This window comes from Stenotrophomonas sp. YJH_SMC_57 (genome assembly GCF_059369755.1).
Genome location: NZ_JCAFSZ010000011.1, coordinates 50,578 through 76,007 on the forward strand (window position 1 = coordinate 50,578; position 25,430 = coordinate 76,007).

20 protein-coding genes are annotated in these 25,430 nt (G+C 67.6%); 14 read left to right on the forward strand and 6 right to left on the reverse strand.

What is annotated here, in order from left to right; genetic code table 11:
- Nucleotides 1–153: 153 nt before the first annotated feature.
- Nucleotides 154–1,872 carry a gamma-glutamyltransferase gene (gene ggt / locus AC5P7U_RS15885; protein WP_495221249.1) on the reverse strand — a complete coding sequence of 573 codons (1,719 nt, stop codon included), beginning with the start codon at nucleotides 1,870–1,872 and terminating at the stop codon, nucleotides 154–156.
- 687 nt (nucleotides 1,873–2,559) lie between these two features.
- On the opposite strand from ggt, the gene ilvC reads away from it, so the two are divergent.
- The 9 genes from ilvC (at nucleotide 2,560) to leuB (ending at nucleotide 12,220) form a co-directional block, all read left to right on the forward strand.
- Nucleotides 2,560–3,534: a ketol-acid reductoisomerase gene (gene ilvC, locus AC5P7U_RS15890; RefSeq protein WP_008265163.1), complete on the forward strand. Its 975-nt coding sequence runs from the start codon at nucleotides 2,560–2,562 to the stop codon at nucleotides 3,532–3,534.
- A 39-nt stretch (nucleotides 3,535–3,573) separates the two neighbouring features.
- Nucleotides 3,574–5,310 carry an acetolactate synthase 2 catalytic subunit gene (gene ilvG / locus AC5P7U_RS15895; RefSeq protein ID WP_495221250.1) on the forward strand — a complete coding sequence of 579 codons (1,737 nt, stop codon included), beginning with the start codon at nucleotides 3,574–3,576 and terminating at the stop codon, nucleotides 5,308–5,310.
- Nucleotides 5,294–5,545, forward strand: coding sequence for an ACT domain-containing protein (locus AC5P7U_RS15900; RefSeq protein ID WP_005419108.1), 252 nt, complete (start codon nucleotides 5,294–5,296; stop codon nucleotides 5,543–5,545). Before ilvG ends, AC5P7U_RS15900 begins: the two co-directional genes overlap by 17 nt.
- A 96-nt stretch (nucleotides 5,546–5,641) precedes the next feature.
- Nucleotides 5,642–6,745 carry a threonine dehydratase gene (locus AC5P7U_RS15905; protein ID WP_447376201.1) on the forward strand — a complete coding sequence of 368 codons (1,104 nt, stop codon included), beginning with the start codon at nucleotides 5,642–5,644 and terminating at the stop codon, nucleotides 6,743–6,745.
- On the forward strand, nucleotides 6,742–8,328 hold the full coding sequence (locus tag AC5P7U_RS15910) for a 2-isopropylmalate synthase (protein ID WP_164242302.1): 1,587 nt from the start codon (nucleotides 6,742–6,744) through the stop codon (nucleotides 8,326–8,328). Before AC5P7U_RS15905 ends, AC5P7U_RS15910 begins: the two co-directional genes overlap by 4 nt.
- A gap of 10 nt (nucleotides 8,329–8,338) precedes the next feature.
- Nucleotides 8,339–9,112 carry a class I SAM-dependent methyltransferase gene (locus tag AC5P7U_RS15915; RefSeq protein ID WP_053450731.1) on the forward strand — a complete coding sequence of 258 codons (774 nt, stop codon included), beginning with the start codon at nucleotides 8,339–8,341 and terminating at the stop codon, nucleotides 9,110–9,112.
- 60 nt (nucleotides 9,113–9,172) lie between these two features.
- Complete coding sequence (gene leuC / locus AC5P7U_RS15920) at nucleotides 9,173–10,591, forward strand: 3-isopropylmalate dehydratase large subunit (protein ID WP_495221251.1); 1,419 nt, start codon at nucleotides 9,173–9,175, stop codon at nucleotides 10,589–10,591.
- Nucleotides 10,591–11,169: a 3-isopropylmalate dehydratase small subunit gene (gene leuD, locus AC5P7U_RS15925; RefSeq protein WP_049456961.1), complete on the forward strand. Its 579-nt coding sequence runs from the start codon at nucleotides 10,591–10,593 to the stop codon at nucleotides 11,167–11,169. The genes leuC and leuD overlap by 1 nt, the downstream gene beginning before the upstream one ends.
- Nucleotides 11,159–12,220, forward strand: coding sequence for a 3-isopropylmalate dehydrogenase (gene leuB, locus AC5P7U_RS15930; RefSeq protein ID WP_414555222.1), 1,062 nt, complete (start codon nucleotides 11,159–11,161; stop codon nucleotides 12,218–12,220). The genes leuD and leuB overlap by 11 nt, the downstream gene beginning before the upstream one ends.
- A gap of 107 nt (nucleotides 12,221–12,327) precedes the next feature.
- On the opposite strand, the gene AC5P7U_RS15935 is transcribed toward leuB, so the two are convergent.
- A complete protein-coding gene (locus AC5P7U_RS15935; protein ID WP_495221252.1) occupies nucleotides 12,328–13,101 on the reverse strand; it encodes an SDR family oxidoreductase in 774 nt (257 codons plus the stop codon).
- 117 nt (nucleotides 13,102–13,218) lie between these two features.
- Between AC5P7U_RS15935 and AC5P7U_RS15940 the strand changes: the two genes are divergently transcribed.
- Nucleotides 13,219–14,124 carry a LysR family transcriptional regulator gene (locus AC5P7U_RS15940; protein ID WP_006468189.1) on the forward strand — a complete coding sequence of 302 codons (906 nt, stop codon included), beginning with the start codon at nucleotides 13,219–13,221 and terminating at the stop codon, nucleotides 14,122–14,124.
- Nucleotides 14,125–14,207: 83 nt separating this feature from the next.
- On the opposite strand, the gene AC5P7U_RS15945 is transcribed toward AC5P7U_RS15940, so the two are convergent.
- Both AC5P7U_RS15945 and AC5P7U_RS15950 read right to left on the reverse strand, forming a co-directional pair.
- The gene (locus AC5P7U_RS15945) at nucleotides 14,208–17,369 is read right to left on the reverse strand and encodes an efflux RND transporter permease subunit (RefSeq protein ID WP_006468190.1); all 3,162 of its coding nucleotides are present in this window, start codon (nucleotides 17,367–17,369) and stop codon (nucleotides 14,208–14,210) included.
- A gap of 4 nt (nucleotides 17,370–17,373) precedes the next feature.
- On the reverse strand, nucleotides 17,374–18,504 hold the full coding sequence (locus AC5P7U_RS15950) for an efflux RND transporter periplasmic adaptor subunit (protein WP_197563785.1): 1,131 nt from the start codon (nucleotides 18,502–18,504) through the stop codon (nucleotides 17,374–17,376).
- 117 nt (nucleotides 18,505–18,621) lie between these two features.
- Between AC5P7U_RS15950 and AC5P7U_RS15955 the strand changes: the two genes are divergently transcribed.
- The 3 genes from AC5P7U_RS15955 (at nucleotide 18,622) to AC5P7U_RS15965 (ending at nucleotide 21,461) form a co-directional block, all read left to right on the forward strand.
- Nucleotides 18,622–19,302: a TetR/AcrR family transcriptional regulator gene (locus AC5P7U_RS15955; RefSeq protein WP_197563786.1), complete on the forward strand. Its 681-nt coding sequence runs from the start codon at nucleotides 18,622–18,624 to the stop codon at nucleotides 19,300–19,302.
- Nucleotides 19,303–19,438: 136 nt separating this feature from the next.
- Complete coding sequence (locus AC5P7U_RS15960) at nucleotides 19,439–20,086, forward strand: protein-L-isoaspartate O-methyltransferase family protein (protein WP_006468193.1); 648 nt, start codon at nucleotides 19,439–19,441, stop codon at nucleotides 20,084–20,086.
- A gap of 16 nt (nucleotides 20,087–20,102) precedes the next feature.
- Nucleotides 20,103–21,461 (forward strand): TolC family outer membrane protein, encoded by a 1,359-nt coding sequence (locus AC5P7U_RS15965; RefSeq protein WP_006468194.1) that lies wholly within the window; start codon nucleotides 20,103–20,105, stop codon nucleotides 21,459–21,461.
- A gap of 98 nt (nucleotides 21,462–21,559) precedes the next feature.
- On the opposite strand, the gene AC5P7U_RS15970 is transcribed toward AC5P7U_RS15965, so the two are convergent.
- Together AC5P7U_RS15970 and waaA are read right to left on the reverse strand one after the other, a co-directional pair.
- Complete coding sequence (locus AC5P7U_RS15970) at nucleotides 21,560–22,786, reverse strand: amino acid transporter (protein ID WP_197563787.1); 1,227 nt, start codon at nucleotides 22,784–22,786, stop codon at nucleotides 21,560–21,562.
- Between the two features lie 241 nt (nucleotides 22,787–23,027).
- Entirely contained in the window at nucleotides 23,028–24,326 is a 1,299-nt protein-coding gene (gene waaA / locus AC5P7U_RS15975; protein ID WP_197563788.1) for a lipid IV(A) 3-deoxy-D-manno-octulosonic acid transferase, read from the reverse strand.
- A gap of 60 nt (nucleotides 24,327–24,386) precedes the next feature.
- Between waaA and AC5P7U_RS15980 the strand changes: the two genes are divergently transcribed.
- Nucleotides 24,387–25,304 (forward strand): LpxL/LpxP family Kdo(2)-lipid IV(A) lauroyl/palmitoleoyl acyltransferase, encoded by a 918-nt coding sequence (locus AC5P7U_RS15980; protein WP_197563789.1) that lies wholly within the window; start codon nucleotides 24,387–24,389, stop codon nucleotides 25,302–25,304.
- The last annotated feature ends 126 nt before the right edge of the window (nucleotides 25,305–25,430 follow it).

The following is a 25,430-nucleotide window of genomic DNA, read 5'->3' on the forward strand; positions in this document are numbered from 1 at the left end:
GGGGTGGCGGGGGTATCCGCGCCATGGATGGCGCGGCTAAGCCTACAGGGACGTATTCACGGCGTCCCCCGGCACTCCCACCCGCACGCCCCAACGCATGAACCTGCCTTGGCGATCAGCCGCGAGGGGGCTGCGCCCGTTGGCCGGGAAACCTCAGTACCCCGCCGCCTGCCCATCCTTGCGGCTCTCCGACGCACCGTAGTAAACCCCGGTGTCCGGATCACGCATGATCGCCTGGTACCCACCATATGGGCCGTCGGCAAATACGATGCGATGCCCCTTGCGCATCAGCGCGCGCACCGTCTCGTACGGGAATCCGGTTTCCAGATTCACCTCACCACCGTCGGTCATCGCCGTGGCCTGCCCGGTGGGTTCGGTCGAGCCCTCGTGCTGGATGCGCGGCGCATCACCGGCTTCCTGCAGGTTCATGCCGAAGTCCACCAGGTTCATCACGATCTGCGCGTGACCCTGCGGCTGCATCGCACCGCCCATGACGCCGAAGCTGGCGTAGGGCTTGCCGTCCTTGGTGATGAAGGCCGGGATGATGGTCTGGAACGGACGCTTGCCCGGTGCATAGCCGTTGGGATGATTCTTCTGCAGCACGAACATCTCGCCGCGATCCTGCAGGATGAAGCCCAGCCCCGGCGGCGCCATGCCGCTGCCCATGCCACGGTAATTGGACTGGATCAGCGACACCATCATGCCGTCGGCGTCGGCCACGGTCATGTAGATGGTGTCGCCCTCTTCCAGCTGTTTCGGTGTGCCCGGCTGCACTTCCTTCAACGCCTTGTCCATCGAGATCAGCGCGCGGCGCTGCGCGGCGTACTCCTTGGAAATCAGCTTCTGCACCGGCGCCGGCTGGAACGCCATGTCGGCGTAGAAACGCGCACGGTCGGCGAAGGCCAGCTTCTTCGCTTCCACGAACAGGTGCACGTGTTCCGGTGATCCGAACGGAATCTTCGAGAAATCGTAGCCTTCCAGCACGTTGAGGATCTGCAGGGCGGCGATGCCCTGGCTGTTCGGCGGCAGTTCCCACACGTCGTAGCCGCGGTAGTTGCTGCTGACCGGCTCGACCCACTCACCGTGGTGGTCGGCCATGTCCTGGTAGCTCAGGTAACCACCATTGGCCTTGAAGTAATCGCCGATGGTGCGGGCGATATCACCCTTGTAGAAGGCGTCGCGCCCGCCATCGGCGATCTTCTGCAGGGTGCTGGCCAGGTTCGGGTTCTTCCACATCTCGCCCTTGCGCGGGGCGTGGCCATTGATCGTGAACTGCTCCTTGAAGCCCGGGTACTGCGACAGCTTGGGCACCGAGCGATCCCAGTAGTAGGCGATCACTTCGGCCACCGGATGGCCGTCGCGGGCGTAGCGGATCGCCGGCGCCAGGTTGTCGGCCATCGGCGTGCGGCCAAAGCGGTCGTGCAGCGCGAACCAGCCGTCGACTGCGCCGGGCACGGAGACCGGCAACGGGCCGGTAGCCGGGATGTCCTTCAGGCCACGGCGCTGGAACTCGGCCAGGGTCAGCGACTTCGGCGAGCGGCCCGAACCGTTGTAGCCATACAGCTTCTGCGTCTTCGGGTCCCAGACGATGGCGAACAGGTCGCCGCCGATGCCGTTGCCGGTGGGCTCCATCAGGCCGAGTGCAGCGTTGGCGGCGATTGCCGCGTCCACCGCCGAACCGCCCTTCTTCATCACGTCCAGCGCGATCTGGGTGGCCAGCGGCTGCGAGGTCGCCGCCATGGCGTGGGGCGCGATCACCTCCGAACGGGTGGCGAAGGTGTGGCCGGTGATGCGGTCGGCGGCAGAGGACAGTGCGGGCACAGCCGCCAGCACGGCGGCGGCCAGCAGGGAACGGGCAAGACGTCGGGACACGGTCGGGTTCCGATGGAAGGGTGGTCCCCGATCTTCGCCGCTGCAGCCTTCACGCGGTATCGGGCAGAGGTCATGGGCGAAGGTCTTTGCTGGTGCGGACCAAGGTCCGAACCCACCAAGGCGAATACAACCCGGAATCCGCGCAAAAACTGCCCTGAAAAGAGTGAATTCGGGTTCACCGAAACACTTTCAGCGGCAACCATCCTTGCGCCACAAGCGATTGCGCTGGATGCAGCGGAAACCGAAAAAAATTCTGTCGCGAGGGTTGACATCGCCAAAACGGCTGTGTTTCTCTCGATCACATGTTGCATCACAACACGCCACCGCGAACCCACATCGAAGCCGCCGACACCGGCGCCGCATCGCTGCGTTCGATTCTTGTGCTCGTACTTATTACCCAACCCACAGGTGCGGGACGAGCCAGCGTGTAAGCAACAAACACACCGGAACTCATCAAAAACCCGCACCCGCCCCGGTGCGGGTTTTTTCATTTCAGGACCTGGTTTCAGACGCAACCACCATGAACAACGCCAACTTCAAAACCAGGACCTGCACCACCACGACGCCTCGTGGTGGCTGTGCCTGTGCGATGCGCGGCACCTCCTCCACCGCTTTCCCCTGACCGGCCGGTACGTCACCTCGACGACCGGCCGTTCTTTTTTCTTCCCACCGCAAGGAACTTCCCCCATGAGCACCAACGACCTGCCCCAGACCAAGATCGCCGTCATCGGCTACGGCAGCCAGGGCCGCGCCCACGCACTGAACCTGCGCGAATCCGGCTTCGACGTGGTGGTAGGCCTGCGTCCGGGCGGCCCGACCGAGGTCAAGGCGCAGGCCGACGGCTTCACCGTGAAAGCACCGGCCGAAGCGGTGAAGGACGCCGACCTGGTCGCCGTGCTGACCCCGGACATGGTGCAGAAGAAGCTCTACGACGACGTGCTGGCGCCGAACATGAAGCAGGGCGCGGTGCTGTTGTTCGCGCACGGCCTGAACGTGCACTTCGACATGATCAAGCCGCGCGAGGACCTGGACGTGGTGCTGGTCGCGCCGAAGGGCCCGGGCGCGCTGGTGCGCCGCGAGTATGAAATCGGCCGCGGCGTGCCGTGCATCTGGGCGGTCTACCAGGACAAGAGCGGCAAGGCCGCCGACTACGCCCTGGCCTATGCCGGTGGCCTGGGCGGCGCCCGCGCCAACCTGATCCAGACCACCTTCAAGGAAGAAACCGAGACCGATCTGTTCGGCGAACAGGCGGTGCTGTGCGGCGGCGCCTCGGCGCTGGTGCAGGCCGGTTTCGAGACCCTGGTCGAAGCCGGCTACCAGCCGGAGATCGCCTACTACGAAGTGCTGCACGAACTGAAGCTGATCGTCGACCTGTTCTACGAAGGCGGCATCTCGCGCATGCTGGAATTCATTTCCGAGACCGCGCAGTACGGCGACTACGTCAGCGGCCCGCGCGTGATCGACGCCGGCACCAAGGCGCGCATGAAGGAAGTGCTGAAGGACATCCAGGACGGCACCTTCACCAAGAACTGGGTGGCCGAGTACGAAGCGGGCCTGCCGAACTACAACAAGTTCAAGCAGGCCGACCTGGAGCACCCGATCGAAAAGGTGGGCAAGGAACTGCGCGCCAAGATGGTCTGGTTGCAAGGACAGGCCGCGTAACCGCGCGGCCCTCCCCCACCCGCTTTGCAAGGTTCCCCCATGAACTCTTCGACACACCGCAGCGCGCCGCCCAACGGCGCGCGCTGGCTGACCCAGGCGCTGGAAGCCGAAGGCGTCCGCACGCTGTTCGGCTATCCCGGCGGCACCATCATGCCGTTCTACGACGCGCTGGTGGACTCGTCGCTGAAGCACATCCTGGTACGCCATGAGCAGGGCGCTGCGCTGGCCGCCAATGGCTTCGCCCGCGCCAGCGGCCAGGTCGGCGTCTGCGTGGCTACTTCCGGCCCGGGCGCCTCGAACCTGGTCACCGGCATCGCCGATGCGATGCTGGATTCGGTGCCGATGGTCTGCATCACCGGCCAGGTCGCCACGCCGCTGCTGGGCACCGACGCCTTCCAGGAGCTGGATGTGTTCGGCCTGACCCTGCCGATCGTCAAGCACAGCTGGCTGGTGCGCAGTGTTGACGACCTGCCGCGCGTGGTCGCCGATGCGTTCCGTATCGCCCGCGAGGGCCGGCCTGGCCCGGTGCTGATCGACCTGCCCAAGGACGTGCAGCTGGCCGATGCCAGCCATCTGCCGGCGCATGTGCCGAGCAGCGTCGAGCCGCCGCCGGCCCCGGCCGAGGCCGCCATCGCCGAGGCCATCGCCGCGCTGGCAGCGGCCGAAAAGCCGGTGGTCTACGCCGGCGGCGGCATCGCGCTGGGCGATGCGGTGCAGGACCTGCGTGACTTCGTCGAGGCGAGCGCCATCCCCACCGTGATGACGCTGCGCGGGCTGGGCGCCCTGCCGGCCAGCCATCCGCAATCGTTGGGCATGCTGGGCATGCACGGCACCCGCGCGGCCAACATGGCGGTGCAGGAAAGCGACCTGCTGCTGGTGCTGGGCGCGCGTTTCGACGACCGCGCCACCGGCAAGCTGGCCGAGTTCGCGCCGTTCGCCCGCGTCGTCCACATCGACGCCGACGCCTACGAGATCTCCAAGCTGCGCAGTGCCGACGTCGCCGTGCCCGGCAATGTCGGCCATGCCATCCGCGCCCTGCGTGCGGCCTTCCCCTCCCCCAAGGCCCACCAGGACGCATGGCGCAGGCGCTGTGCGCAGCATCGTGATCGATTCGCCGCGCGCTACGACGCACCGGGCCAGCACATCTACGCCCCGGCCCTGCTGAAGCGCCTGAGCGAGCTGGCACCGGCCGATGCGGTGATCGCCTGCGACGTCGGCCAGCACCAGATGTGGGTGGCGCAGCACTGCCGCTTCAACCACCCGCGCAACCACCTCACCAGCGGTGCGCTGGGCACCATGGGCTTCGGCCTGCCGGCGGCGATGGGCGCCCAGTTCGCCTGCCCCGATCGCACGGTGGTACTGGTGTCCGGCGACGGCAGCTTCATGATGAACGTGCAGGAGCTGGCCACCATCGCGCGTTGCCGGCTGCCGGTGAAGATCGTGCTGCTGGACAACAGTTCGCTGGGCATGGTGCGGCAGTGGCAGGAGCTGTTCTTCGCCGAGCGCTACAGCGAGATCGACCTGTCCGACAACCCGGACTTCGTGTCGCTGGCGCAGGTGTTCGGCATCGCCGCGACCCGCATCGACGCACGCGATGACGTGGAAGGTGGCCTGGCTGCCTTGCTGGCCGAGCCAGGCCCGGCCCTGCTGCACGTGGCCATCGATGCACGCGCCAACGTGTGGCCGCTGGTGCCGCCGAACACCGCCAACAGCACGATGCTGGAAAGCAATCCCGCCCACGCCCGCCAGGAGACCCCCAATGCACTACCGGCTTGACCTGGTGCTGCACCCGGCCGAAGGCGCGCTGCTGCGCGTGATCGGCATGGCCGAACGCCGTGGCTTCGCGCCGCGTGCGATCAGCGGCGCGCCGGTGGCGGCCGACGATGGCCGCTGGCACCTGCAGCTGGTGGTGGATGGCCAGCGCCCGGCGGAAACGCTGTGCCGGCAGATCGAGAAGATCTACGACTGCGTGTCCGTGCAGGTCACCGCCGTGGAAGGAGCATCCGTATGAACACCCGTACCGTAGCGACCACGGTGCCGGTACGGAGGCGTCTTCTTCGCCGCCCGTGCCCGCATGCGGCGGTCGACCGCACCCCGCTGGTGGCCCATGCCGGCCGCTGATGCCAGCCAGGAAAGCGATGTCGGCGACGTAAGCGTCGCCGACGTACTGGCTGCGCAGGCCCGCCTGCGCCGCTTCCTGCCACCCACGCCGCTGCACCACGCAGAGCGCTTCGGTACCTGGCTGAAGCTGGAAAACCTGCAACGCACCGGTTCCTACAAGGTACGCGGCGCATTGAACGCGCTGCTGGCCGGCCGCGAGCGCGGCGACACCCGGCCGGTGATCTGCGCCTCGGCCGGCAACCACGCCCAGGGCGTGGCGTGGGCCGCCTACCGCCTGGACGTGCCCGCCATCACCGTGATGCCGCACGGCGCTCCGGCAACCAAGATCGCCGGCGTCGCCCACTGGGGCGCCACCGTGCGCCAGCATGGCAACAGTTACGACGAGGCCTATGCCTTCGCGGTGGAACTGGCGCAGCGCCACGGCTACCGCTTCCTGTCCGCGTTCGACGATGCCGACGTGATCGCCGGCCAGGGCACGGTCGGCATCGAACTGGCCGCACACGCACCGGATGTGGTGATCGTGCCGATCGGCGGTGGCGGCCTGGCCTCCGGCGTCGCGCTGGCACTGAAATCGCAGGGCGTTCGCGTGGTGGGTGCGCAGGTGGAAGGCGTCGATTCGATGGCGCGCGCGATCCGTGGCGACGTCCGCGAGATCGCCCCGGCCGCTTCGCTGGCCGATGGCGTACGGGTGAAGGTCCCCGGCTTCCTGACCCGCCGGCTGTGCACCTCGCTGCTGGACGACGTGGTGATCGTGCGCGAGGCCGAGCTGCGCGAAACCCTGGTCCGGCTGGCACTGGAGGAACACATCATCGCCGAGGGCGCCGGTGCGCTGGCGCTGGCCGCCGGCCGCCGCGTCGCCGGCCGCCGCAAGTGCGCGGTGGTGTCGGGCGGGAACATCGATGCCGGCGTCCTGGCCGGCCTGCTCACCGACATCCGTCCGCGCCCACCGCGCAAGCCACGGCGACGGCGCAGCGACACCAACCGCACACCACCGCGCTCGCCCGGCAAGGCCAGCGCCCCCGCATCCCCTGCTTCTTCCCCTTCCCACCTGCAAGCCGTCGCACCCGCTGTCGAGGAGATTTCCCTGTGACCACCATTGAACGAATTACCACCCCGCGCATCCGCATCTTCGATACCACCCTGCGTGACGGCGAGCAGTCCCCCGGCTGCAGCATGAGCCCGCCGCAGAAGCTGGTGATGGCGCGTGCGCTGGACGAACTGGGCGTGGACATCATCGAGACCGGCTTCCCGGCCAGCTCGCAGTCCGACCGTGAGGCGATGGCCCTGATCGGCCGCGAACTGCGCCGCCCGAGCCTGAGCCTGGCGGTGCTGTCGCGCTGCCTGCAGGCCGACATCGAAACCTCGGCACGCGCACTGGAAGCGGCTGCCAACCCGCGCCTGCACGTGTTCCTGTCGACCAGCCCGCTGCACCGCGAGCACAAGCTGCGGATGACCCGCGAGCAGGTACTGGAGTCGGTACGCAAGCACGTATCACTGGCACGCTCGTACATCGACGATGTCGAATTCTCGGCCGAGGATGCCACCCGCACCGAGCTGGATTACCTGATCGAAGTTTCGCGCGTGGCCATTGCCGCCGGCGCCACCACCATCAACCTGCCCGACACCGTCGGCTTCACCACGCCGGAAGAGATCCGCGCGATGTTCCAGCAGGTCATCGCCGGCGTTTCCGACGTTCCCAATGCCACCAACGTGATCTTCAGTGCGCATTGCCACAACGACCTGGGCCTGGCCGTGGCCAACTCGCTGGCCGCCATCGAAGGCGGTGCGCGCCAGGTCGAATGCACCGTCAATGGCATCGGCGAGCGCGCCGGCAACTGCTCGCTGGAAGAGATCGCGATGGTCCTGAAGGTGCGCCAGGCCTTCTACGAGCAGGACAGCGCGATCAACACCCCGCGCATCGTCGGCACTTCTCAGCTGCTGCAGCGCCTGGTCGGCATGCCGGTGCAGCGCAACAAGGCCATCGTCGGTGCCAACGCCTTCGCCCACGAATCGGGCATCCACCAGCACGGCATGCTGCGCCATCGCGGCACCTACGAAATCATGCGCCCGGAAGATGTGGGCTGGGAAGACTCGCAGATGGTGCTGGGCCGGCACAGTGGCCGCGCCGCCGTCGAAGCGCGCCTGCGTGCGCTGGGCTTCTGGCTGGACGAAGACGAACTGAAGCTGGTGTTCGAGCAGTTCAAGGGCCTGTGCGAACAGCAGCGCGTGGTTACCGATGCCGACCTGCAGACGCTGATGCAGGGCGGCTCCAACGCGCAGGGCTATCGCCTGGCGTCGATGACCATCAGTGACGTCGGCAGCCGCGCCAACGCGCTGGTCGAACTGTCCGACCCCGATGGCAACCGCGTGGCCGAGACCGCGCAGGGCGACGGCCCGGTCGATGCGCTGTTCGGCGCGCTGTCGGCGGCCACCGGCGTGCAGCTGATGCTGGACAGCTACCACGTGCACAGCGTCGGCATCGGCGCCGATGCGCGCGGCGAAGCCAACCTGAGCGTGCGCCACGAGGGCGTGGAGTACGACGGCACCGGCACCAGCAAGGACATCATCGAAGCCTCCGCGCTGGCCTGGCTGGATGTTGCCAACCGCCTGCTGCGCCAGCGCCAGGCCGCCGCCCACAGCAGCACCGACATTCCCACCCCCGCCACCGCCTGAGGAACCCGCCATGAGCGCCTTCGACACCACTGCGCTGCCTGCAGGGCAGCACTGGAACGCCCAGGACTATGCGATCGACGCCGGCTTCGTGCCGCTGCTCGGCGGCGCGGTGGCGCGCCTGCTCGACCCGCGCGCCGGTGAACGCATCCTCGACCTGGGCTGTGGCGATGGCGTGCTCAGCACCGAACTGGCCCTCAGCGGCGCACGCATCCACGGCGTGGACGCGTCGCCGGAACTGGTGATCGCGGCCCGTGCGCGTGGCGTCGATGCGCAGGTGATGGATGGCCATGCGCTGTCGTTCGACAGCGAGTTCGACGCAGTGTTCAGCAATGCCGCCCTGCATTGGATGGGCACGCCTGACCGCGTGCTGGAAGGCGTGCGCCGTGCCCTGCGCCCGGGTGGCCGCTTTGTTGCCGAGTTCGGTGGCCATGGCAATGTGGCCACGATCATCGCCGCGGTACAGGCCGCGCGCGTGGCGCATGGCCACGGTGCCAGCGCCTTCCAGTGGTATTTCCCCAGTGCCGACGCCTACGCCGACCGCCTGCGCCAGCATGGCTTCCAGGTGCAGCTGATCGAGTGCACGCCGCGCCCGACCCCGCTACCGACCGGTGTGGCCGGATGGCTGCGGGTATTCGCTGCGCCGTTGCTGGACGATCTGCCCGCCGAGGTCCGCGCCACCGTGCGCGAGGCCGCCACCGCGTTGCTGGCCGATCTGCCGCGCAACGCCGCCGGCCAGCCGTTGGCCGACTACGTGCGGCTGCGGGTACTCGCCCGTCGCCGCTGACATGATCCGTTCGTTATCTTTCCCGATGTCCGCACCTTCGTACTTCTGCCAGGCACACGCATGACTTCCGCACCCCGCACCCTGTACGACAAACTGTGGGACGCCCACGTGGTGGTTCCCGAATCCGACAGCGCGCCCGCCGTGCTGTACATCGACCTGCACCTGATCCATGAGGTCACGTCACCGCAGGCGTTCACCGAGCTGCGCGAGCGCGGCCTGTCGCCGCGCCGGCCGGACCGCACCAAGGCGACGATGGACCACTCCACGCCGACCCTGCCGGCTGCCGCCGACGGCACGCTGCCCTACGCCAGTGCCGCCTCCGAGGCGCAGGTCGCCACGCTGGCGCGCAACTGCGCCGAGCACGGCATCGAGCTGTTCGACATGGCCTCGGACAACCGCGGCATCGTCCACGTGATCGCACCGGAACAGGGCTTCACCCAGCCCGGCATGACCATCGTCTGCGGTGACAGCCACACCTCCACCCATGGTGCGTTCGGTTCGCTGGCGTTCGGCATCGGCACCAGCGAAGTCGGTCACGTGCTGGCCACGCAATGCCTGCTGCAGCGCAAGGCCAAGACCTTTGCGATCACCGTGGATGGCTCGCTGGCACCCGGCGTCGGCGCCAAGGACGTGGTCCTGCACATCATCGGCGTGATCGGCGTCAACGGCGGTACCGGCCACGTGATCGAGTTCCGTGGCAGCACCATCACGGCGATGGACATGGAACAGCGCATGACCCTGTGCAACATGTCGATCGAGGCCGGCGCGCGTGCCGGCATGGTCGCCCCGGACCAGGTCACCTTCGACTTCGTCGCCAACACCCCGCGCGGCCCCAAGGACGCCGACTTCGACGCCGCCGTGGCGCGCTGGCAGCAGCTGCGCAGCGATGACGGCGCACGCTTCGACAGCGAAGTGCACATCGACGCCGCCGATATCCGCCCGACCCTGACCTGGGGCACCCATCCGGGTACTGCCATCGCGGTGGATGCGCCGATTCCGGCCGCCAACGATGCCGCCGCGCAGAAGGGCCTGGACTACATGCACTTCCAGGCCGGCAAGGCGCTGGCGGGTACCCCGGTGGACGTGGTGTTCGTTGGTTCGTGCACCAATGGCCGCCTGAGCGACATGCGCGAAGTGGCGCAGGTGCTGCGTGGCCGCCACGTTGCCGACGGCGTGCGCATGCTGGTGGTGCCGGGCTCGGAGATCGTCAAGCGCGAGGCCGAGGCCGAAGGCATCCATGAGATCGTGCGCGCGGCCGGTGCCGAGTGGCGCGAGCCGGGCTGCTCGATGTGCATCGCCATGAACGGTGACCTGGTCGCCCCGGGCCAGCTGGCCGTGAGCACCAGCAACCGCAACTTCGAGGGCCGCCAGGGCCCAGGTTCACGCACCCTGCTGGCGTCGCCGATGAGCGCGGCATGGGCGGCGGTGAAAGGCCAGGTGGCCGATACCCGCGAACTGTTCGCACAGGAGGTCGCGTGATGGCCGGTTTCCGTACCCTGAGCTCGGCCAGCGTGGTGCTGCGCCAGACCAATATCGACACCGACCAGATCATTCCGGCGCGGTTCCTGTCCACCACCGAACGTGCCGGCCTGGGCCGCAATGCGTTCAATGACTGGCGCTGGCAGGCCGATGGTTCGCCGGTGGCCGACTTTGCGTTCAACCAGCCGCACAACGCCGGCCGCAGCATCCTGCTGGCGGGCCGCAACTTCGGCTGCGGTTCCTCGCGCGAGCATGCACCGTGGGCGCTGACCGACCTCGGACTGCGCGCCATCGTCAGCAGCGAGATCGCCGACATCTTCCGCGGCAACTCGCTGAAGAACGGCCTGCTGCCGATCGTGCTGGACGAGGCCGACGTGCAGGCGCTGATGCAGCGTCCGGACGATGAATTGACCATCGATGTGGCCACGCGCGAACTGCGCACCCCGGATGGCCGCGTCTATTCCTTCCCGCTGGATGGCTTCTCGCAGACCTGCCTGCTGGAAGGTGTCGACCAGTTGGGGTATCTGTTGGGCCGCGTCCCTGAAATCGAACGTTACGAGAGTGAGCATGCACGCTGAAATTGTTGTCCTGCCCGGTGATGGCATCGGCCCGGAAGTGGCCGCCGCGGCAGTTGCCGTCCTGAAGGCCGTCGCCGAACGCTTCAATCACACCTTTGCTTTCAGCGAACACGATATCGGTGGCATCGCCATCGACCGTCACGGCGAGCCGCTGCCGGCCGAAACCCTGGCAGCCTGCCAGGCCGCCAATGCAGTGCTGCTGGGCGCCGTGGGGGGCCCGAAGTGGTCCGACCCGAATGCCAGGGTACGCCCGGAACAGGGCCTGCTGGCGATCCGCAAGGCGCTGGGCCTGTATGCCAACCTGCGCCCGGTACGCACCCACGAGGCGGCGCTGCACGCCTCGCCGATCAAGGCCGAACTGCTGCAGGGCGTGGACTTCGTGGTGGTGCGCGAACTGACCGGCGGCATCTACTTCGGTGACAAGACCCGCGACGCCGACAGCGCCAGCGACCTGTGCCGCTACACCGTGGCCGAGATCGAGCGCGTGCTGCGCAGTGCCTTCCGCCTGGCGCAACAGCGCCGTGGCAAGGTCACCTCGGTGGACAAGGCCAACGTGCTGGAGACCTCGCGCCTGTGGCGTGACGTGGCCGCACGCATCGGCCGGGAAGAATTCCCGGACGTGGCACTGGAACACCAGCTGGTTGATTCGATGGCCATGCACCTGCTGGCCAAGCCGCGCGAGTACGACGTGATCGTGACCGAGAACATGTTCGGCGACATCCTCACCGATGAGGCCTCGATGCTGGCCGGCTCGCTGGGCCTGCTGCCGTCGGCGTCGCTGGGCGAACCGGGCGCGGTCGGCATCTACGAGCCGATCCATGGCTCGGCCCCGGACATCGCTGGCAAGGGCATCGCCAACCCGTACGCGACGATCTACAGCGCAGCGATGCTGTTGCGCCATTCGTTGGGATTGGAAGCCGAGGCTGCGGCGGTGGAAGCCGCAGTACATGCCGTGCTGGACGACGGCGTGTTCACCGCCGACCTGGCCGCCAAGGGTCAGGCGGTGAGTACCGCCGCCGCGACGGATGCGGTGCTGGCGAAGCTGGGCTGACCTGTCCTGCAACTCCTGTAGAGTCGAGCCATGCTCGACTCACGCAACAGCAGTCGAGCATGGCTTGACTCTACAGGTACGCCGCAGCCACGCCCTGCGTGGCTGCTCTACTTGGTGGTGTACCCACCATTGACCAGGATGGTCTGCCCGGTCATCCACCAGCCATCGGTGACCAGGAAGCGGATCCACGGCACGATGTCGGCGATGTCGGTCAGGCCGGTACGGGTGAATGCCGACAGCGCCGCCGCGGTCTTGTGGTACGCCTGCGCATCGGCACTCTCGGCCGGATAGAAGAACGGCGTGTCCATCGGACCGGGGCCGATCGCGGTCACCGAGATGCCGCGCTCGCCGAACTCCTTCGACGCCGCGCGGCTGAAGTGTTCCACCGGCGCCTTGGTACCGGCATAGCTGGAATAGAACGGTGTGAACGCACCCAGCAGCGACGTGACCAGGGTGCAGATGCGGCCGCCATCATTGACATGGCGACCGGCCTCCTTGAGGAAGAAGAAGGCGGCCTTGGCATTGACCGCGCTCATCTCGTCGTACTCCGCTTCGCTGATCTCCAGCAGCGGCTTTTTCAGCACCTTGCCGACCGTGTTGATGGCAATGTCAGGACGGCCCACTGCCGCCACCGCATCGGCGAACAAGCGCTCCATCGCCTCGGCCGAGGTCAGGTCTCCCTGCAGTGCGACGGCCTTGCTGCCAGCGGCCTGCACGGCGGCAACCGTCGCTTCGGCGTCGGCCTGGGTGGCGGCGCTGTTGTAATGGATGACGATGGCCCTGGCCCCTTGCGCAGCAAAGTCGCGGGCCAGCAGGCCGCCCAGGTTCTTGGCGCCACCGGCAATCAGCACGGTCTTGCCCTTGAGGGAATGGTCGGTCATGGCGTTGGTCTCGGGAGGGGGCTGCCCGGGGTGGCAACCCTGCCCTGACGACGATATCGTGCAGAAAACGCGGATAAAGCCCGCCACATTGACTTAACTTTCCAGAGCCAGCGAACAATGGACCGGATCGATCGCTTCCGCATCTTCACCCGGGTCGTGGAGTGCGCCAGCTTCACACGCGCCGCCGACCAGCTCGGGCTGCCCCGTTCGACGGTGTCAGCGGCCATCGCGGAACTTGAACAGCGGCTCGGCACCCGCCTGCTGCAGCGTTCGACCCGCAGGGTCTCCACCACCCACGATGGCGACGTGTTCCATGCCCGTTGCCTGCGCCTGATTGCCGAGGTCGAGGACGCCGAGTCACTGTTCCGCCAGGACGACGCACAGCCGGTGGGACTGCTGAAGATCGACGTGCCCAGCCGCATCGGCCGCCGCATCCTCGCCCCGGCCCTGCCCGACTTCTTCGCACGCTACCCGCAGGTGGAGCTGGACCTGGGCATGACCGACCGTGCGGTGAACCTGATCGAAGATGGCTGCGATGCCGTACTCCGCGTCGGCCAGCTGAGCGACTCCAGCCTGGTGGCCCGCACCCTGGGCCAGCTCGACTTCGTCAACGTTGCCGCACCGGCCTATCTGCGCGAGCACGGCGAGCCGCAGCATCCTGCCGACCTGCAGCAGCACCGCGCGGTGAACTACGCTTCGCCGACCACGGCGCGGGTGGAAGCGTGGGAGTGGCAGGACGGCAACCAGCTGCGCACGCTACCGATGCCAGGCTGGGTAAGGGTGAACAGCGCCGAAGCGTCGATTGCCTGCTGCGTGGCTGGGCTCGGGCTGCTGCAGATTCCGCGCTACGACGTGCAGGCTGAACTGCAATCAGGCGCATTGGTGGAAGTGCTGCCGCAGCACGTTGCGCAGCCACTGCCGGTGACCCTGCTGCAGCCGCACCGGCAGCATCGCGCGCAACGTGTGCAGGTCTTCATCGAGTGGCTGTTGCCGGTACTGCGGGCGGGGCTGCAGTTGCAGTAGATCCACGCCATGCGTGGATGCATGCGTCAGTGCCAACCAAGGTTGGCACCTGCCAGAGGCCAAGGCCGGGAAAACCCGGGGCATCATGCCCCGGATTCGTCCGCTTTCACCCGGAACCAGGCCGCGTACAGCGCCGGCAGGAACACCAGGGTCAGCACCGTACCCACGATCAGGCCACCCATGATCGAGATTGCCATCGAGCCATAGAACGCGCTGCGCGACAGCGGAATCATCGCCAGCACGGCAGCCAGCGCGGTCAGCACGATCGGACGGAAGCGGCGCACCGTGGCATCGATGATCGAATGCCAGCGGTCATGGCCGGCGTCGATGTCCTGCTGGATCTGGTCGATCAGGATCACCGAATTGCGCATGATCATGCCGGCCAGTGCGATCGTGCCCAGCAGTGCCACGAAGCCGAACGGCGCACGGAACAGCAGCAGGAACAGGGTTGCACCGATGATGCCCAACGGCGCGGTCACCAGCACCATCGCTGCGCGCGAGAAGCTGCGCAGCTGCAGCATCAGCAGCGTCGCCACCACCACCAGGAACAGTGGCATGCCGGCCTTGATCGAGTTCTGGCCGCGGGCCGAATCCTCCACCGTGCCGCCGGTTTCCAGCAGGTAGCCGCTGGGCAGTTCGGCACGGATGCCGTCCAGCGTCGGCAGGATCTGGTGCACCACGTCCAGCGGCTGCATGCCATCGCTGATGTCGGCGCGCACGGTCACCGTCGGCAGTCGGTTGCGGTGCCAGATGATGCCGTCCTCGAAGCCGTACTCCATCGTCGCCACCTGCGACAGGGTGATGCTGCCGCCGTTGGCGGTCGGCATCGACAGGCTCGACAGCAGTTCCAGCTGGTTGCGCTCATCGGCCGGGCCGCGCAGCAGCATCTCGATCTGGCGGTTGCCTTCGCGGTACACGCTCACCGATTGCCCGGCCAGTGAACTGGACAGGAACTGGCTGACCTGGGCACTGCTCACGCCCAGCGCGCGGGCACGCTCCTGGTCGATCACCAGCCGCACCACCTTGCTCGGCTCGCTCCAGTCCAGGTTGACGTTCATCACGTGCGGGTTCTCACGCACCTTGGCCTCGACCTGGCGCGCGATCGCCTGCACCCTCTCGATGTGCTCGCCGGAAATGCGCATCTGCACCGGGTAGCCGACCGGCGGGCCGTTCTCCAGGCGGGTCACGCGCATCTGCACATCCGGGAACTTCGGGATCACCTCGTGCAGCAGCCAGTCGCGGGTGCTTTCGCGCGACTTGATGTCCTTGGCCAGCACCACGAACTGGGCGAAGTTGGTCGCCGGCAGCTGCTGGTCCAGCGGCAGGTAGAAGCGCGGCGAACCGGTGCCGACATAGGACACATAGTTGGCGATGCCGTCGCGGCTGGACAGCAGCTTTTCCAGCTTCTCGGCCTGGGCCTGGGTCGAGCGCAGCGACGCGCCCTCGGCCAGCTCGATGTCCACCATCAGCTCCGGCCGGGTCGAATCCGGGAAGAACTGCTGCGGCACGAAGCGGAACATCATCAGCGAGAACACGAACAGGGCGATGGTCGCGGCGATCACCCACCAGCGACGGCGCAGGCAGGCGTCCAGGAAGCGACGGAAGCTGCGGTAGAACGGGCGCTGGTACGGGTCATGGTCGTGCCCGTGCTGCGGCGGTGCGATCAGGTTGGCCAGCGCCGGGTAGCGGTCGGCCCACTGCTGGCGCCTGGCATGCCAGCGCGCGGACAGGCTGCCCGGCTTCGGCGGCTGCGGATTGAACAGGTCCGGCAGCATCTTGTCGCCCAGGTACGGAATGAACAGCACCGCTGCGATCCACGACACCACCAGCGCGATGGTCACCACCTGGAACAGCGAGCGGGTGTACTCACCGGTGCTCGATGCCGCCGTGGCGATCGGCAGGAAGCCGGCCGCGGTGATCAGGGTACCGGTCAGCATCGGGAACGCGGTCGACTCCCAGGCAAAACTGGCCGCACGCAGGCGGTCGTAGCCCTGCTCCATCTTGGTGGCCATCATCTCCACCGCGATGATCGCATCGTCCACCAGCAGGCCCAGCGCCAGCACCAGCGCGCCCAGCGAAATCTTGTGCAGGCCGATGTCGAAGTAGTGCATGACGAAGAAGGTCATCGCCAGCACCAGCGGAATGGTCACCCCCACCACCAGGCCGGTACGCAGGCCCAGCGAGAAGAAGCTGACCAGCAGCACGATCACCACCGCCTCGGTCAGCACCTGCACGAACTCGCCCACCGACTCCTCCACCGACTGCGGCTGGTCGGACACCTTGCGCAGCTGCATGCCGGCCGGCAGGGTTTTCTGCAGGCGCTCGAACTCGGCATCGAGGTTGGCACCGAGCTTGAGGATGTCACCGCCGTCCTTCATCGCCACCGCCAGGCCGATCGCTTCTTCGCCCATGAAGCGCATCTTCGGCGACGCTGGGTCGGCAAAGCCACGCTTCACCTCGGCGATGTCACCCAGGTGCACGGTCCGGTCGCCGGCCCGGATCGGGAACTGGCGGATCGCCTCGATATCGTTGAACTGGCCGGTCACGCGCAGCTGCACGCGATCGGTGGCGGTCTCGAAGAAGCTGGTAGCGGTGATCGCGTTCTGGTCGGCCAATGCCTGCTGCACCTGCTGCATCGACACGCCCAGCGTGGCCAGGCGGGTATTGGACAGCTCGATCCACACCTTCTCGTCCTGCAGGCCGACCAGGTCGATCTTGCCGACGTCGGGCACGCGTTGCAGTTCCAGCTGGATGCGGTCGGCGTAGTCACGCATCACGGCGTAGTCGAAGCCCTTGCCGGTCAGCGCGTAGATGTTGCCGTAGGTGTCGCCGAACTCATCGTTGAAGAACGGGCCGACGATCTCGCGCGGCAGCGTCGCCCGGATGTCGCCCACACGCTTGCGCACCTGGTACCACAGGTCCGGAATCTGCCGGGAACGCAGGCTGTCGCGGGCCATGAAGATCACCTGCGATTCGCCCGGGCGCGAGTACGAGCGGATGAACTCGTACTCGCCGGTGTTCATCAGCGCCTTCTCGATCGGCTCGGTCACCTGCCGCGAAACCTGCTCGGCGGTGGCGCCCGGCCACAGCGTGCGCACCACCATCGCCTTGAAGGTGAACGGCGGATCCTCGGACTGGCCCAGGTGCTTGTACGACCACGCGCCGATCAGCGCGAAGGCGAGCATCGCAAACAGCACCAGTGGACGGTTGGCCAGCGCCCACTCGGAAAGATTGAAGCGGCGCACCGGCTTACTCCTTGGCCTTGGCGGCGGCGGCAGGTGCGGCCGGCTTCAGCACCGGGCGGTTCTGCCGGTCCACCGCGATCACCGGCTGGCCGGCACGCAGCAGATGGCCACCGGCGGCGACCACCCAGTCGCCTGCGCCGACGCCCGTGAGCACCGGCACCGTCTCGCTGCCATAGGCACCGGTGGTGACCGCCGCAGCCTTCAGCGTGCTGTTGGCCGGATCGACCACCCACACGCTGGCGGCACCGTTGGCACCGCGTTGCAGCGCACCCAGCGGCAGCTGCAGGGTGCCGTGGCGGCCGGCGCTGCTGTAGACACGTGCGCTCTGGCCCAGTTCGACATCGGCCAGTGCGTCGGCCGCCAGGCTGACCCGGGTCGCATAGGTGCGTGCCTGCGGATCGGCGGCGGCGGCAATCTCGCGGATCGTGCCCGGCAGGCGCTGGCCCGGGCGGTTCCACAACTCCACCTCCACCGGCTGGCCGACCGCGTAATCGCGGATGGTGGCTTCAGGCAGGTCGATCAGCACTTCGCGGCCACCGTCGGCGGCCAGGTTGAAGATGGTCTGGCCGGCCGACACCACCTGCCCGGCTTCGGCCTCGCGGCTGGCGACCACGCCGTCGGCCGGTGCACGCAGCTGCGCGTAGTCGGCCTGGTTGCGCAGCACATCGAGGTTGGCACGCGCCGCATTGGCCTGGCCCTGCGCCGCCTTGAACGCGGCAGACTGCTGGTCCAGCTGCGAGCGGCTGACCAGCTGCTGGTCGGCCAGCACCTGATAGCGCTTGAGGTCGTCGCGGGCGCGCACCAGGTCGGCTTCGGCCGCGGCCAGCTGGGCCTGCGAAGCGCGGGCCTGCAGCGCGAAGTCGGCCACGTCCAGCTCGGCCAGCACGTCGCCCTTCTTCACCCGCTGGCCGGCATCGACGTGGCGCTTGACCAGGTTACCGCCGACGCGAAACGACAGCGGGCTTTCCTGGCGGGCACGCACCGTGCCCGGGAACGCCGCCGGCGCCTGCCCGGCCTGCTCGCCAGGGTGAACCACCAGCACCGGCACGGCCGCCTGCGGCGCCTGTTCCTGTCCCGAACAGGCTGCCAGCGCAGCCACCCACACCATACCGCCCATCCAGCGCACGATCTTCATCGGTCAACGTCCTGAAAACGCAGGGTCCAACAAGGGGGGAGCCGCGACTGCCGGCCCAATTTAATAAACCGGTCGGTATAGTATAAATATCGAACCGCTTGGTCTAGTATTGTTGCGATGAGTTCTCCCACTTCCCGCAAGCCGTCGGCCAAGCCCGCTGCCAAGGCCGCCGGACCCGGGCGCCCCAAGGATCTCGGCAAGCGCGCGGCGATCCTTGAAGCAGCCAAGGCACTGTTCATCGAACAGGGCTATACCGGCGTGAGCATGGACGCCATCGCTGCTCAGGCCGGCGTCTCGAAGCTGACCGTGTACAGCCATTTCGGCGACAAGGAGACCCTGTTCTCCGAGGCCGTGCAGTCCAAATGCATTGAAATGCTGCCCGACGCCCTGTTCGTGGCCGACGCGGACGGCCCGCTGCGAGACCAGCTGATCGGCATCGGCCTGGCCTTCTTCGAGCTGATCACCTCCGATGCGGCGATCTCGATCCAGCGCATGATGATGGCCCCGGAAACCGATGAACGCCTGCGCGAGCTGTTCTGGCAAGCCGGCCCGGAACGTACCTGCGCGGCCCTGGCCGACTTCCTGCGCGCGCGCGGCGAACGCGGCGAGCTGGAGATTGCCGATTACTACCTCGCCGGCCAGCAGTTCCTGACCCTGGTGAAGGGCGAAGTGCACATGCATATGATGTGCGGCATGCCACTGTCACCGGTGCAGTGCGACCCTCTCACCCACGTGACCGCCAGCATCGACTTCTTCCTGCGCGCCTATGCGCCGCGAGGGGCCGGGACGGCCGGATAACCAAAACTGAACGAACCGGAGGTCGCGATGACTTCCGGCACTGCGACCCCGGCCACCCGGCAGCTGATGCTCTGGGCGCGCCGCCGGCCTCCGGCACCGGTAAAATGGCCGGCCCACTGCGCTGGATTTGAACCTCATGACGATTGATTACGCCCACGCCCGCGAACTGATGGTGGAACAGCAGATCCGTCCCTGGGACGTGCTGGACATCAAGGTGCTCGACGTCCTCGCCCGCCTGCCGCGCGAGGCCTTTGTCGCCGACGCGCACCGGGCGCTGGCCTACGCCGACGTCGAACTGCCGATCGGCCATGGCCAGAAGATGATGAAGCCGGTCATCGAGGGCCGTACCCTGCAGGCACTGGACCTGCAGCCGGGTGACGAAGTGCTGGAGATCGGCACCGGCAGCGGCTTCCTGGCTGCCTGCATCGGCGCGCTGGCGCGCGACGTGCTGAGCCTGGAGATCGACCCGGAACTGGCCGCCGCCGCACGCGCCCGCCTGGACGCGTCCGGCCTGGGCACCAATGTCCGTGTCGAAGTGGCCGACGCCCTGTCCTGGCAGACCGAACGCCGTTTTGACGTGATCTGTGTCACTGGTGCGGTCGACGTGGTGCCGTCACAGTTCGCCTCGTGGCTGCGTCCGGGTGGCCGCCTGTTCGTGATCCAGGGCCGCTCGCCGGCGATGGAGGCCCTGCTGGTCAAGGCCGACGGCAGCACCGAATCGCTGTTCGAAACCGATATCGATTACCTGCGCGGTGCCGCCCCGGCACCCCAGTTCCACCTCTGAGTCCAAGGAAGCCGCAATGATCCGCCGATCCCTCGCTGTTGCGCTGGCCACTGCCCTGCTGCCGTTGTCCGCCCATGCCGCCGACCTGCTGCAGGTCTACGAGATGGCGCGCAATGGCGATCCGCAGCTGTCCGCCGCCGAATCGACCCGGCTGGTCGACAAGGAAGGCGCCGTGCAGGCGCGCGCTGCCCTGCTGCCGCAGATCAATGGCCAAGCCACGCTGAACCGCACACGCAGTGAGCCGAACGCCGATGTCAATTCGGGCTCGTTCACCAACAAGCGTCGCAACTACACGATCGACGGCAGCCAGACGCTGTTCAACTGGACCCAGATCAACAACCTGCGCTCGCAGCGCGAGCTGAGCAAGGCGGCGGACTTCACCCTCGATTCGGCCAACGACAGCCTGATCGTGCGCACCTCCGCGGCCTACTTCAACGTGCTGGTGGCGATCGAATCGCTGAACGCCGCACAGACCAATGAAGCGGCCGCGAAGAAGCAGTTCGACTTCGCCGACAAGCGCCTGGAAGTGGGCCTGGCGCCGATCACCGACGTGCACGAAGCACGCGCCCAGTACGACCAGGCGCGCGCCAACACCATCGTTGCGCAGAACACCCTGGCCGATAACTACCAGGCCCTGACCGAACTGACCGGCCAGCCGGTGGTCAACCTGCGCGGCCTGCCGGCCGACTTCCGCCCGGAAGTGCCGGCCAACCGCGGCAACATCGACGAGCTGGTGCACCAGGCGACCAACCAGAATCCGGCGCTGAAGGCGCAGGAACTGAAGGTCAGTGCCGCCGAAGCCAGCGTGCAGGCCGCCCGCGGTGGCCATTACCCGACCCTGTCGCTGGGCGGCAGCTGGGGCAAGAGCGCGACCTGGGGTGACAGCACCGGTTCCGGCTCGCTGTCGCCCGATGCGCGCACCAACAGCATCGGCCTGACCCTGAGCGTGCCGATCTTCGCCGGCGGTGCCACCCAGTCCGGCGTGCGCCAGGCGCTGGCCCAGCGTGACATCGCCCAGGACGGTTACGAGCAGCAGAAGCGCGCGCTGGACCGCAACACCCGCAATGCCTACCAGACCCTGGTGCAGGGCATCAGCGAAGTGGAAGCGCGCCGCCTGGCGGTGGTCTCGGCACAGAGTGCGTACGACGCCTCGCAGGTTGGCCTGGAAGTCGGTACCCGTACCGTGCTGGACGTGATCCAGAACCAGCGCATCCTGTTCTCCGCGCAGCTGGATTACGCCAATGCGCGTTACACCTTCCTGCAGAACCGCCTGCTGCTGAGCCAGTCGCTGGGCGCACTGGATGTGGCCGAGCTGCAGGACGTCAACCGCCTGCTGACCCAGGACGCGGGCAACCCGGCAACGACCACGCACTGAGCCGTCGCCTTGCCGGGAATGAAGAAGCCACCCGCGAGGGTGGCTTTTTTGTGGGCGAGGCAGACAGACACTTCCCTGCATTGGGCGCCTCCCTGCCGTCAGCCGGGCCAGGCACGCATCCGCTCCACCGCAGCCAGCAGGCACAGCGCGGCGGCCAGGGGGGCCAGCACCGGCACGGCGCGCGGCAGCGGAACCTGCGCGCGCAGGACAGCCACGCACAGCGCCGCCATCACCAGCAGGGTTGCCGGGCCAGGCAGCACCGGCAATGTGCCCATCGGCATCGCCAGCGCCAACAGCGCCGCCGACAGCACCACGACGACCCGCATCATCGGTGCGGTAGATCCGGGTGCTGCATCGCGCGCGGCAGTCCACAGCTGCGCTGCCAACCGCGCCGCCACCCGCAGCAGCACCAGCAGCAACGCCGCCAACCCGGCCGCCCCGGCCAGCGGCAGCAGCGGCATCATCCACTGCAGTTGTGGATGCTGCCGCAACGCCATCGACAGCGGTCGCGTACTGGCCAATGCCGGGAACTCGACCAGGCCGGCCTGCAACGCAGCCAGCGCGATCAGCAGCAGCATCGCCAGCAGCAGCACGCCCGCAAGCAGCAGCGTCTGTCGCGCGCGCGCCTGGCCGCACATGCCCGGAAATCCCAGCACCAGGCCGGCGCAGGCGAACACGCCAAGCAGCGGCACGCTCGCCGCCAATACCCCGCCTGGCCCGAAGCGATAGGGCGCCGTGGCTTCCGGCAACCACGGAATCCAGAGCGCGTAATGCACGTGGCGGGCTGCCAGCGCCAGCAACAGCAGGCCGGTACCCAGTTTCACCGTCAACAGCGCACAGGCCACCAGTGCAGCGCGCCTCGGTGGCAACAACACGGTCACGCCCAGCAGGAGCAGGCCGAGGGTGGCCGTCAGCGCGACCGGCATCGCGTTGCCGGCCTCGATGCCAGCGCTGACCAGCAGTGCATGCATATGACTGGCCATGGATTGCGCCACGCCAGCGCTGGTCGCCACCAGCTCCGCCAGCAGCGCGCCGCCGAGCAGGCCGGCCGGGGCGCTGCCCCAGCGGGCCTGCAGCAGACCATGCAGGCCGTCGGCCGCCGGCAGCTGCTGGCCCAGGATGTGCAGGCAGTACAGCAGCGGCCCTGTGCCCAGCGCAGCCAGCAACAGGCTCAACACGATGGCGGGGCCTGCCTGGGCGGCAGTGTGCTGCCCCACCAGCGCGATCACGCTGCCACCCAGCATCAGGGTCAGGGCCACCACTGCAAGATGATCCATGCCCGGCCCTGCATCGCGCATGCCGCCCGGGTCACTGTCGCTATCCATCGCAAGGTTCCTTGATGCCCGCCCAAGCGCGTTCGACAGCAGGCTGGCACCCTGCGGCGAAGGGCGGTATCAGAATCCGTGGCGTGCACGCCGCAGTGTGACCGCAGGCACGCAGGTAGACCGCCCCCCGGGCCTGCAACGACAGGAATCTGGCCGCTAAGCAGAATTGATGCAGTCGATCACGTCATTCAATCCGCAACACAGGGAACGGATCGTTGCTGATCGAAGCCTCGCCACACCCTCAGCTGCGCGGAGGAGGCAGGTGGGGGGCCACCAATGCCAGCGTGCGCTGCAACGCGCCGCGACCATTGCTGACCAGGGTGCACCCCGCGCGCGCCATGTCCTGGCGTGCGCGTGCGTCATCAAGCAGGTGCTGCAGCAGATCGCCAACCGCCTGCACGTCCTCGCCGACCAGCAAGGCGCCGGCCTCACGCATGCGTCGTGAGATCTCGGAGAAGTTGTGCAGGTGTGGACCGGTCACTGCGGCGGTACCCATCGCCGCCGGTTCCAGCAGGTTGTGGCCACCGATCGATTGCAGGCTGCCGCCGACGAACGCCACCTGCGCACAGGCATAGAACGGCATCAATTCGCCCAGGGTATCGATGACGAACACATCGGTGCCGGCGTCTGGCCACTGCATCGCACGCCGGGTCGCCACATTCCAGCCCTGCTCGCGCGCCAGGGCCTCCACCTTCGGGAAGCGCTCGGGATGCCGCGGCGCCCACAGCAGCAGCAGGTCGGGATGCTGCTGGCGCAGGCGACGGTGCAGGTCGATCACCGCCTGCTCCTCACCGTCATGGGTGCTGGCGGCGATCCACACCGGGCGTCCAGCGGGTACCTGCGCATGGAACTGCGCGACGAAGTCCTGCACGTCCGGCGTGGCGATGTCGAACTTCAGGTTGCCCAGCGCCTGTACCTGCCCGGGGGTCGCGCCCAGCTGCACGAAACGCTCGGCATCATCCTGCGACTGGGCGGCGACGCAGGTGACCGTGCGCAGGGCGCGACGGATCAGCGCTGCCAGCAACCGGTAGCCACGCAGCGAGCGGGCCGACAGGCGGGCATTGAGGATGTAGACCGGGATGCGGCGATCGCGGCAGCCGAACAGCATGTTCGGCCACAGCTCGGTCTCCAGGATCAACGCCAGGCTGGGCCGGAAGTGGCCCAGGAAGCGATTGACGCTGCCCGGCACGTCGTACGGCAGGTAGACGTGGTCCAGCGCGTCGCCCCACAGCGCGCGCACACGTTCAGACCCGGTCGGGGTGATGGTGGTGATGACCCAGCGGATATCCGGGCGTTGCTGGCGCAGGGCGTTCACCAGCGGCGCGGCGGCATTGACCTCGCCCACCGACACCGCATGCAGCCAGACCCGCGGCTGGCCGGTCGGCTGTGGGTAGGAGGCGTAGCGCTCGTCCCAGCGCCGGAAGTATTCACGGACCCGGAAACCGCGCCAGACCAGATGGTACACGGTGATCGGCAGCAGCAGGTACAGCACGGCTGAATACAGGCCGCGCAGGATCCATTCGACAGGGTCTTTACGCATGGGGCAAGGATACGGGAGCCCCCTGGGAAAGACACGCGGCCGGATTGGTAGAATGGCGCAATGTCCGATGCCTCCACTGCCGTCCGCCCGTCGCTGCGCGATCCCCGCAACTGGCCGATGTTCGCCGTCATGTTCGGCGCCTTCGCCATTGCCCGCCTGCCGTGGATGCTGCAGCGCGCGCTGGGCCGTGGCGTCGGCTGGATCAGCTGGCGCCTGCTCGGCAGCCGCCGCCGCGCCGCCGAGGTCAACCTGCAGCTGTGCTTCCCGGAAAAGGACGAGGCCTGGCGCCAGCGCCTGGTGCGCGACAGCTTCGATGCTCTGGGCGTGGGCGTGTTCGAATGCATCCGCGCCTGGTGGGGCAGCATCGACCGCATCCGCCCGCAGGTGCAGATCGAGGGCCTGGAACATCTGCAGCGGATGCAGGCCGAAGGCCGCGGCGTGCTGCTGGTCTCCGGCCACTTCATGACCCTGGAGATGTGTGGCCGCCTGCTGTGCGACTACGTCGACCTGTCGGGCATGTACCGCAAGCACAAGAACCCGGTGTACGAGTGGGCGGTGAAGTTCGGCCGCCTGCGCTACGCCAAGGCGATGTATGCCAACGAAGACATCCGCGCCACTGTGCGGCACCTGAAGAAGGGCGGCTTCCTCTGGTACGCGCCGGACCAGGACATGCGCGGCAAGGACACCGTATTCGTGCCTTTCTTCGGCCACACCGCTTCGACCATCACCGCCACCCACCAGCTGGCGCGGATGACCGGCTGCGCCGTGATCCCATACTTCCACCGCCGCGAAGGCGGCAAGTACTTCCTGAAGATCGGCGCGCCGCTGGAGAACTTCCCCAGCGAAGACGTGGAAGCCGATACCACGCGGGTCAACCAGGCCATCGAAGCCATGGTGCGCGAGGCCCCCGACCAGTACCTGTGGATCCACCGCCGTTTCAAGCGCCAGCCGGGCGGCCGGAGCGATTTCTACAATTAGCTCGATGTGGCAGCCGGTGCCAGCCAGGGCTGACATCGACCGGACTGCTGGGCGTCTGCATGCGCGAGGTAGTCGCCAACCTTGGTTGGCGCCGATGATCTGACCCTCGACCTTGGGGAGGGCCAA

Excerpts from the sequence above, each read along its gene's own strand:
- leuC (WP_495221251.1), top strand. The coding sequence starts at position 9,173 with ATGACTTCCGCACCCCGCACCCTGTACGACAAACTGTGGGACGCCCAC.
- AC5P7U_RS15935 (WP_495221252.1), bottom strand. The coding sequence starts at position 13,101 with ATGACCGACCATTCCCTCAAGGGCAAGACCGTGCTGATTGCCGGTGGC.
- AC5P7U_RS15900 (WP_005419108.1), top strand. The coding sequence starts at position 5,294 with ATGCACTACCGGCTTGACCTGGTGCTGCACCCGGCCGAAGGCGCGCTG.
- AC5P7U_RS15955 (WP_197563786.1), top strand. The coding sequence starts at position 18,622 with ATGAGTTCTCCCACTTCCCGCAAGCCGTCGGCCAAGCCCGCTGCCAAG.
- AC5P7U_RS15965 (WP_006468194.1), top strand. The coding sequence starts at position 20,103 with ATGATCCGCCGATCCCTCGCTGTTGCGCTGGCCACTGCCCTGCTGCCG.
- waaA (WP_197563788.1), bottom strand. The coding sequence starts at position 24,326 with ATGCGTAAAGACCCTGTCGAATGGATCCTGCGCGGCCTGTATTCAGCC.
- AC5P7U_RS15915 (WP_053450731.1), top strand. The coding sequence starts at position 8,339 with ATGAGCGCCTTCGACACCACTGCGCTGCCTGCAGGGCAGCACTGGAAC.
- AC5P7U_RS15970 (WP_197563787.1), bottom strand. The coding sequence starts at position 22,786 with ATGGATAGCGACAGTGACCCGGGCGGCATGCGCGATGCAGGGCCGGGC.
- AC5P7U_RS15960 (WP_006468193.1), top strand. The coding sequence starts at position 19,439 with ATGACGATTGATTACGCCCACGCCCGCGAACTGATGGTGGAACAGCAG.
- leuB (WP_414555222.1), top strand. The coding sequence starts at position 11,159 with ATGCACGCTGAAATTGTTGTCCTGCCCGGTGATGGCATCGGCCCGGAA.
- AC5P7U_RS15980 (WP_197563789.1), top strand. The coding sequence starts at position 24,387 with ATGTCCGATGCCTCCACTGCCGTCCGCCCGTCGCTGCGCGATCCCCGC.
- AC5P7U_RS15940 (WP_006468189.1), top strand. The coding sequence starts at position 13,219 with ATGGACCGGATCGATCGCTTCCGCATCTTCACCCGGGTCGTGGAGTGC.
- ilvG (WP_495221250.1), top strand. The coding sequence starts at position 3,574 with ATGAACTCTTCGACACACCGCAGCGCGCCGCCCAACGGCGCGCGCTGG.
- leuD (WP_049456961.1), top strand. The coding sequence starts at position 10,591 with ATGGCCGGTTTCCGTACCCTGAGCTCGGCCAGCGTGGTGCTGCGCCAG.
- ilvC (WP_008265163.1), top strand. The coding sequence starts at position 2,560 with ATGAGCACCAACGACCTGCCCCAGACCAAGATCGCCGTCATCGGCTAC.
- AC5P7U_RS15950 (WP_197563785.1), bottom strand. The coding sequence starts at position 18,504 with ATGAAGATCGTGCGCTGGATGGGCGGTATGGTGTGGGTGGCTGCGCTG.
- AC5P7U_RS15905 (WP_447376201.1), top strand. The coding sequence starts at position 5,642 with ATGCCGGCCGCTGATGCCAGCCAGGAAAGCGATGTCGGCGACGTAAGC.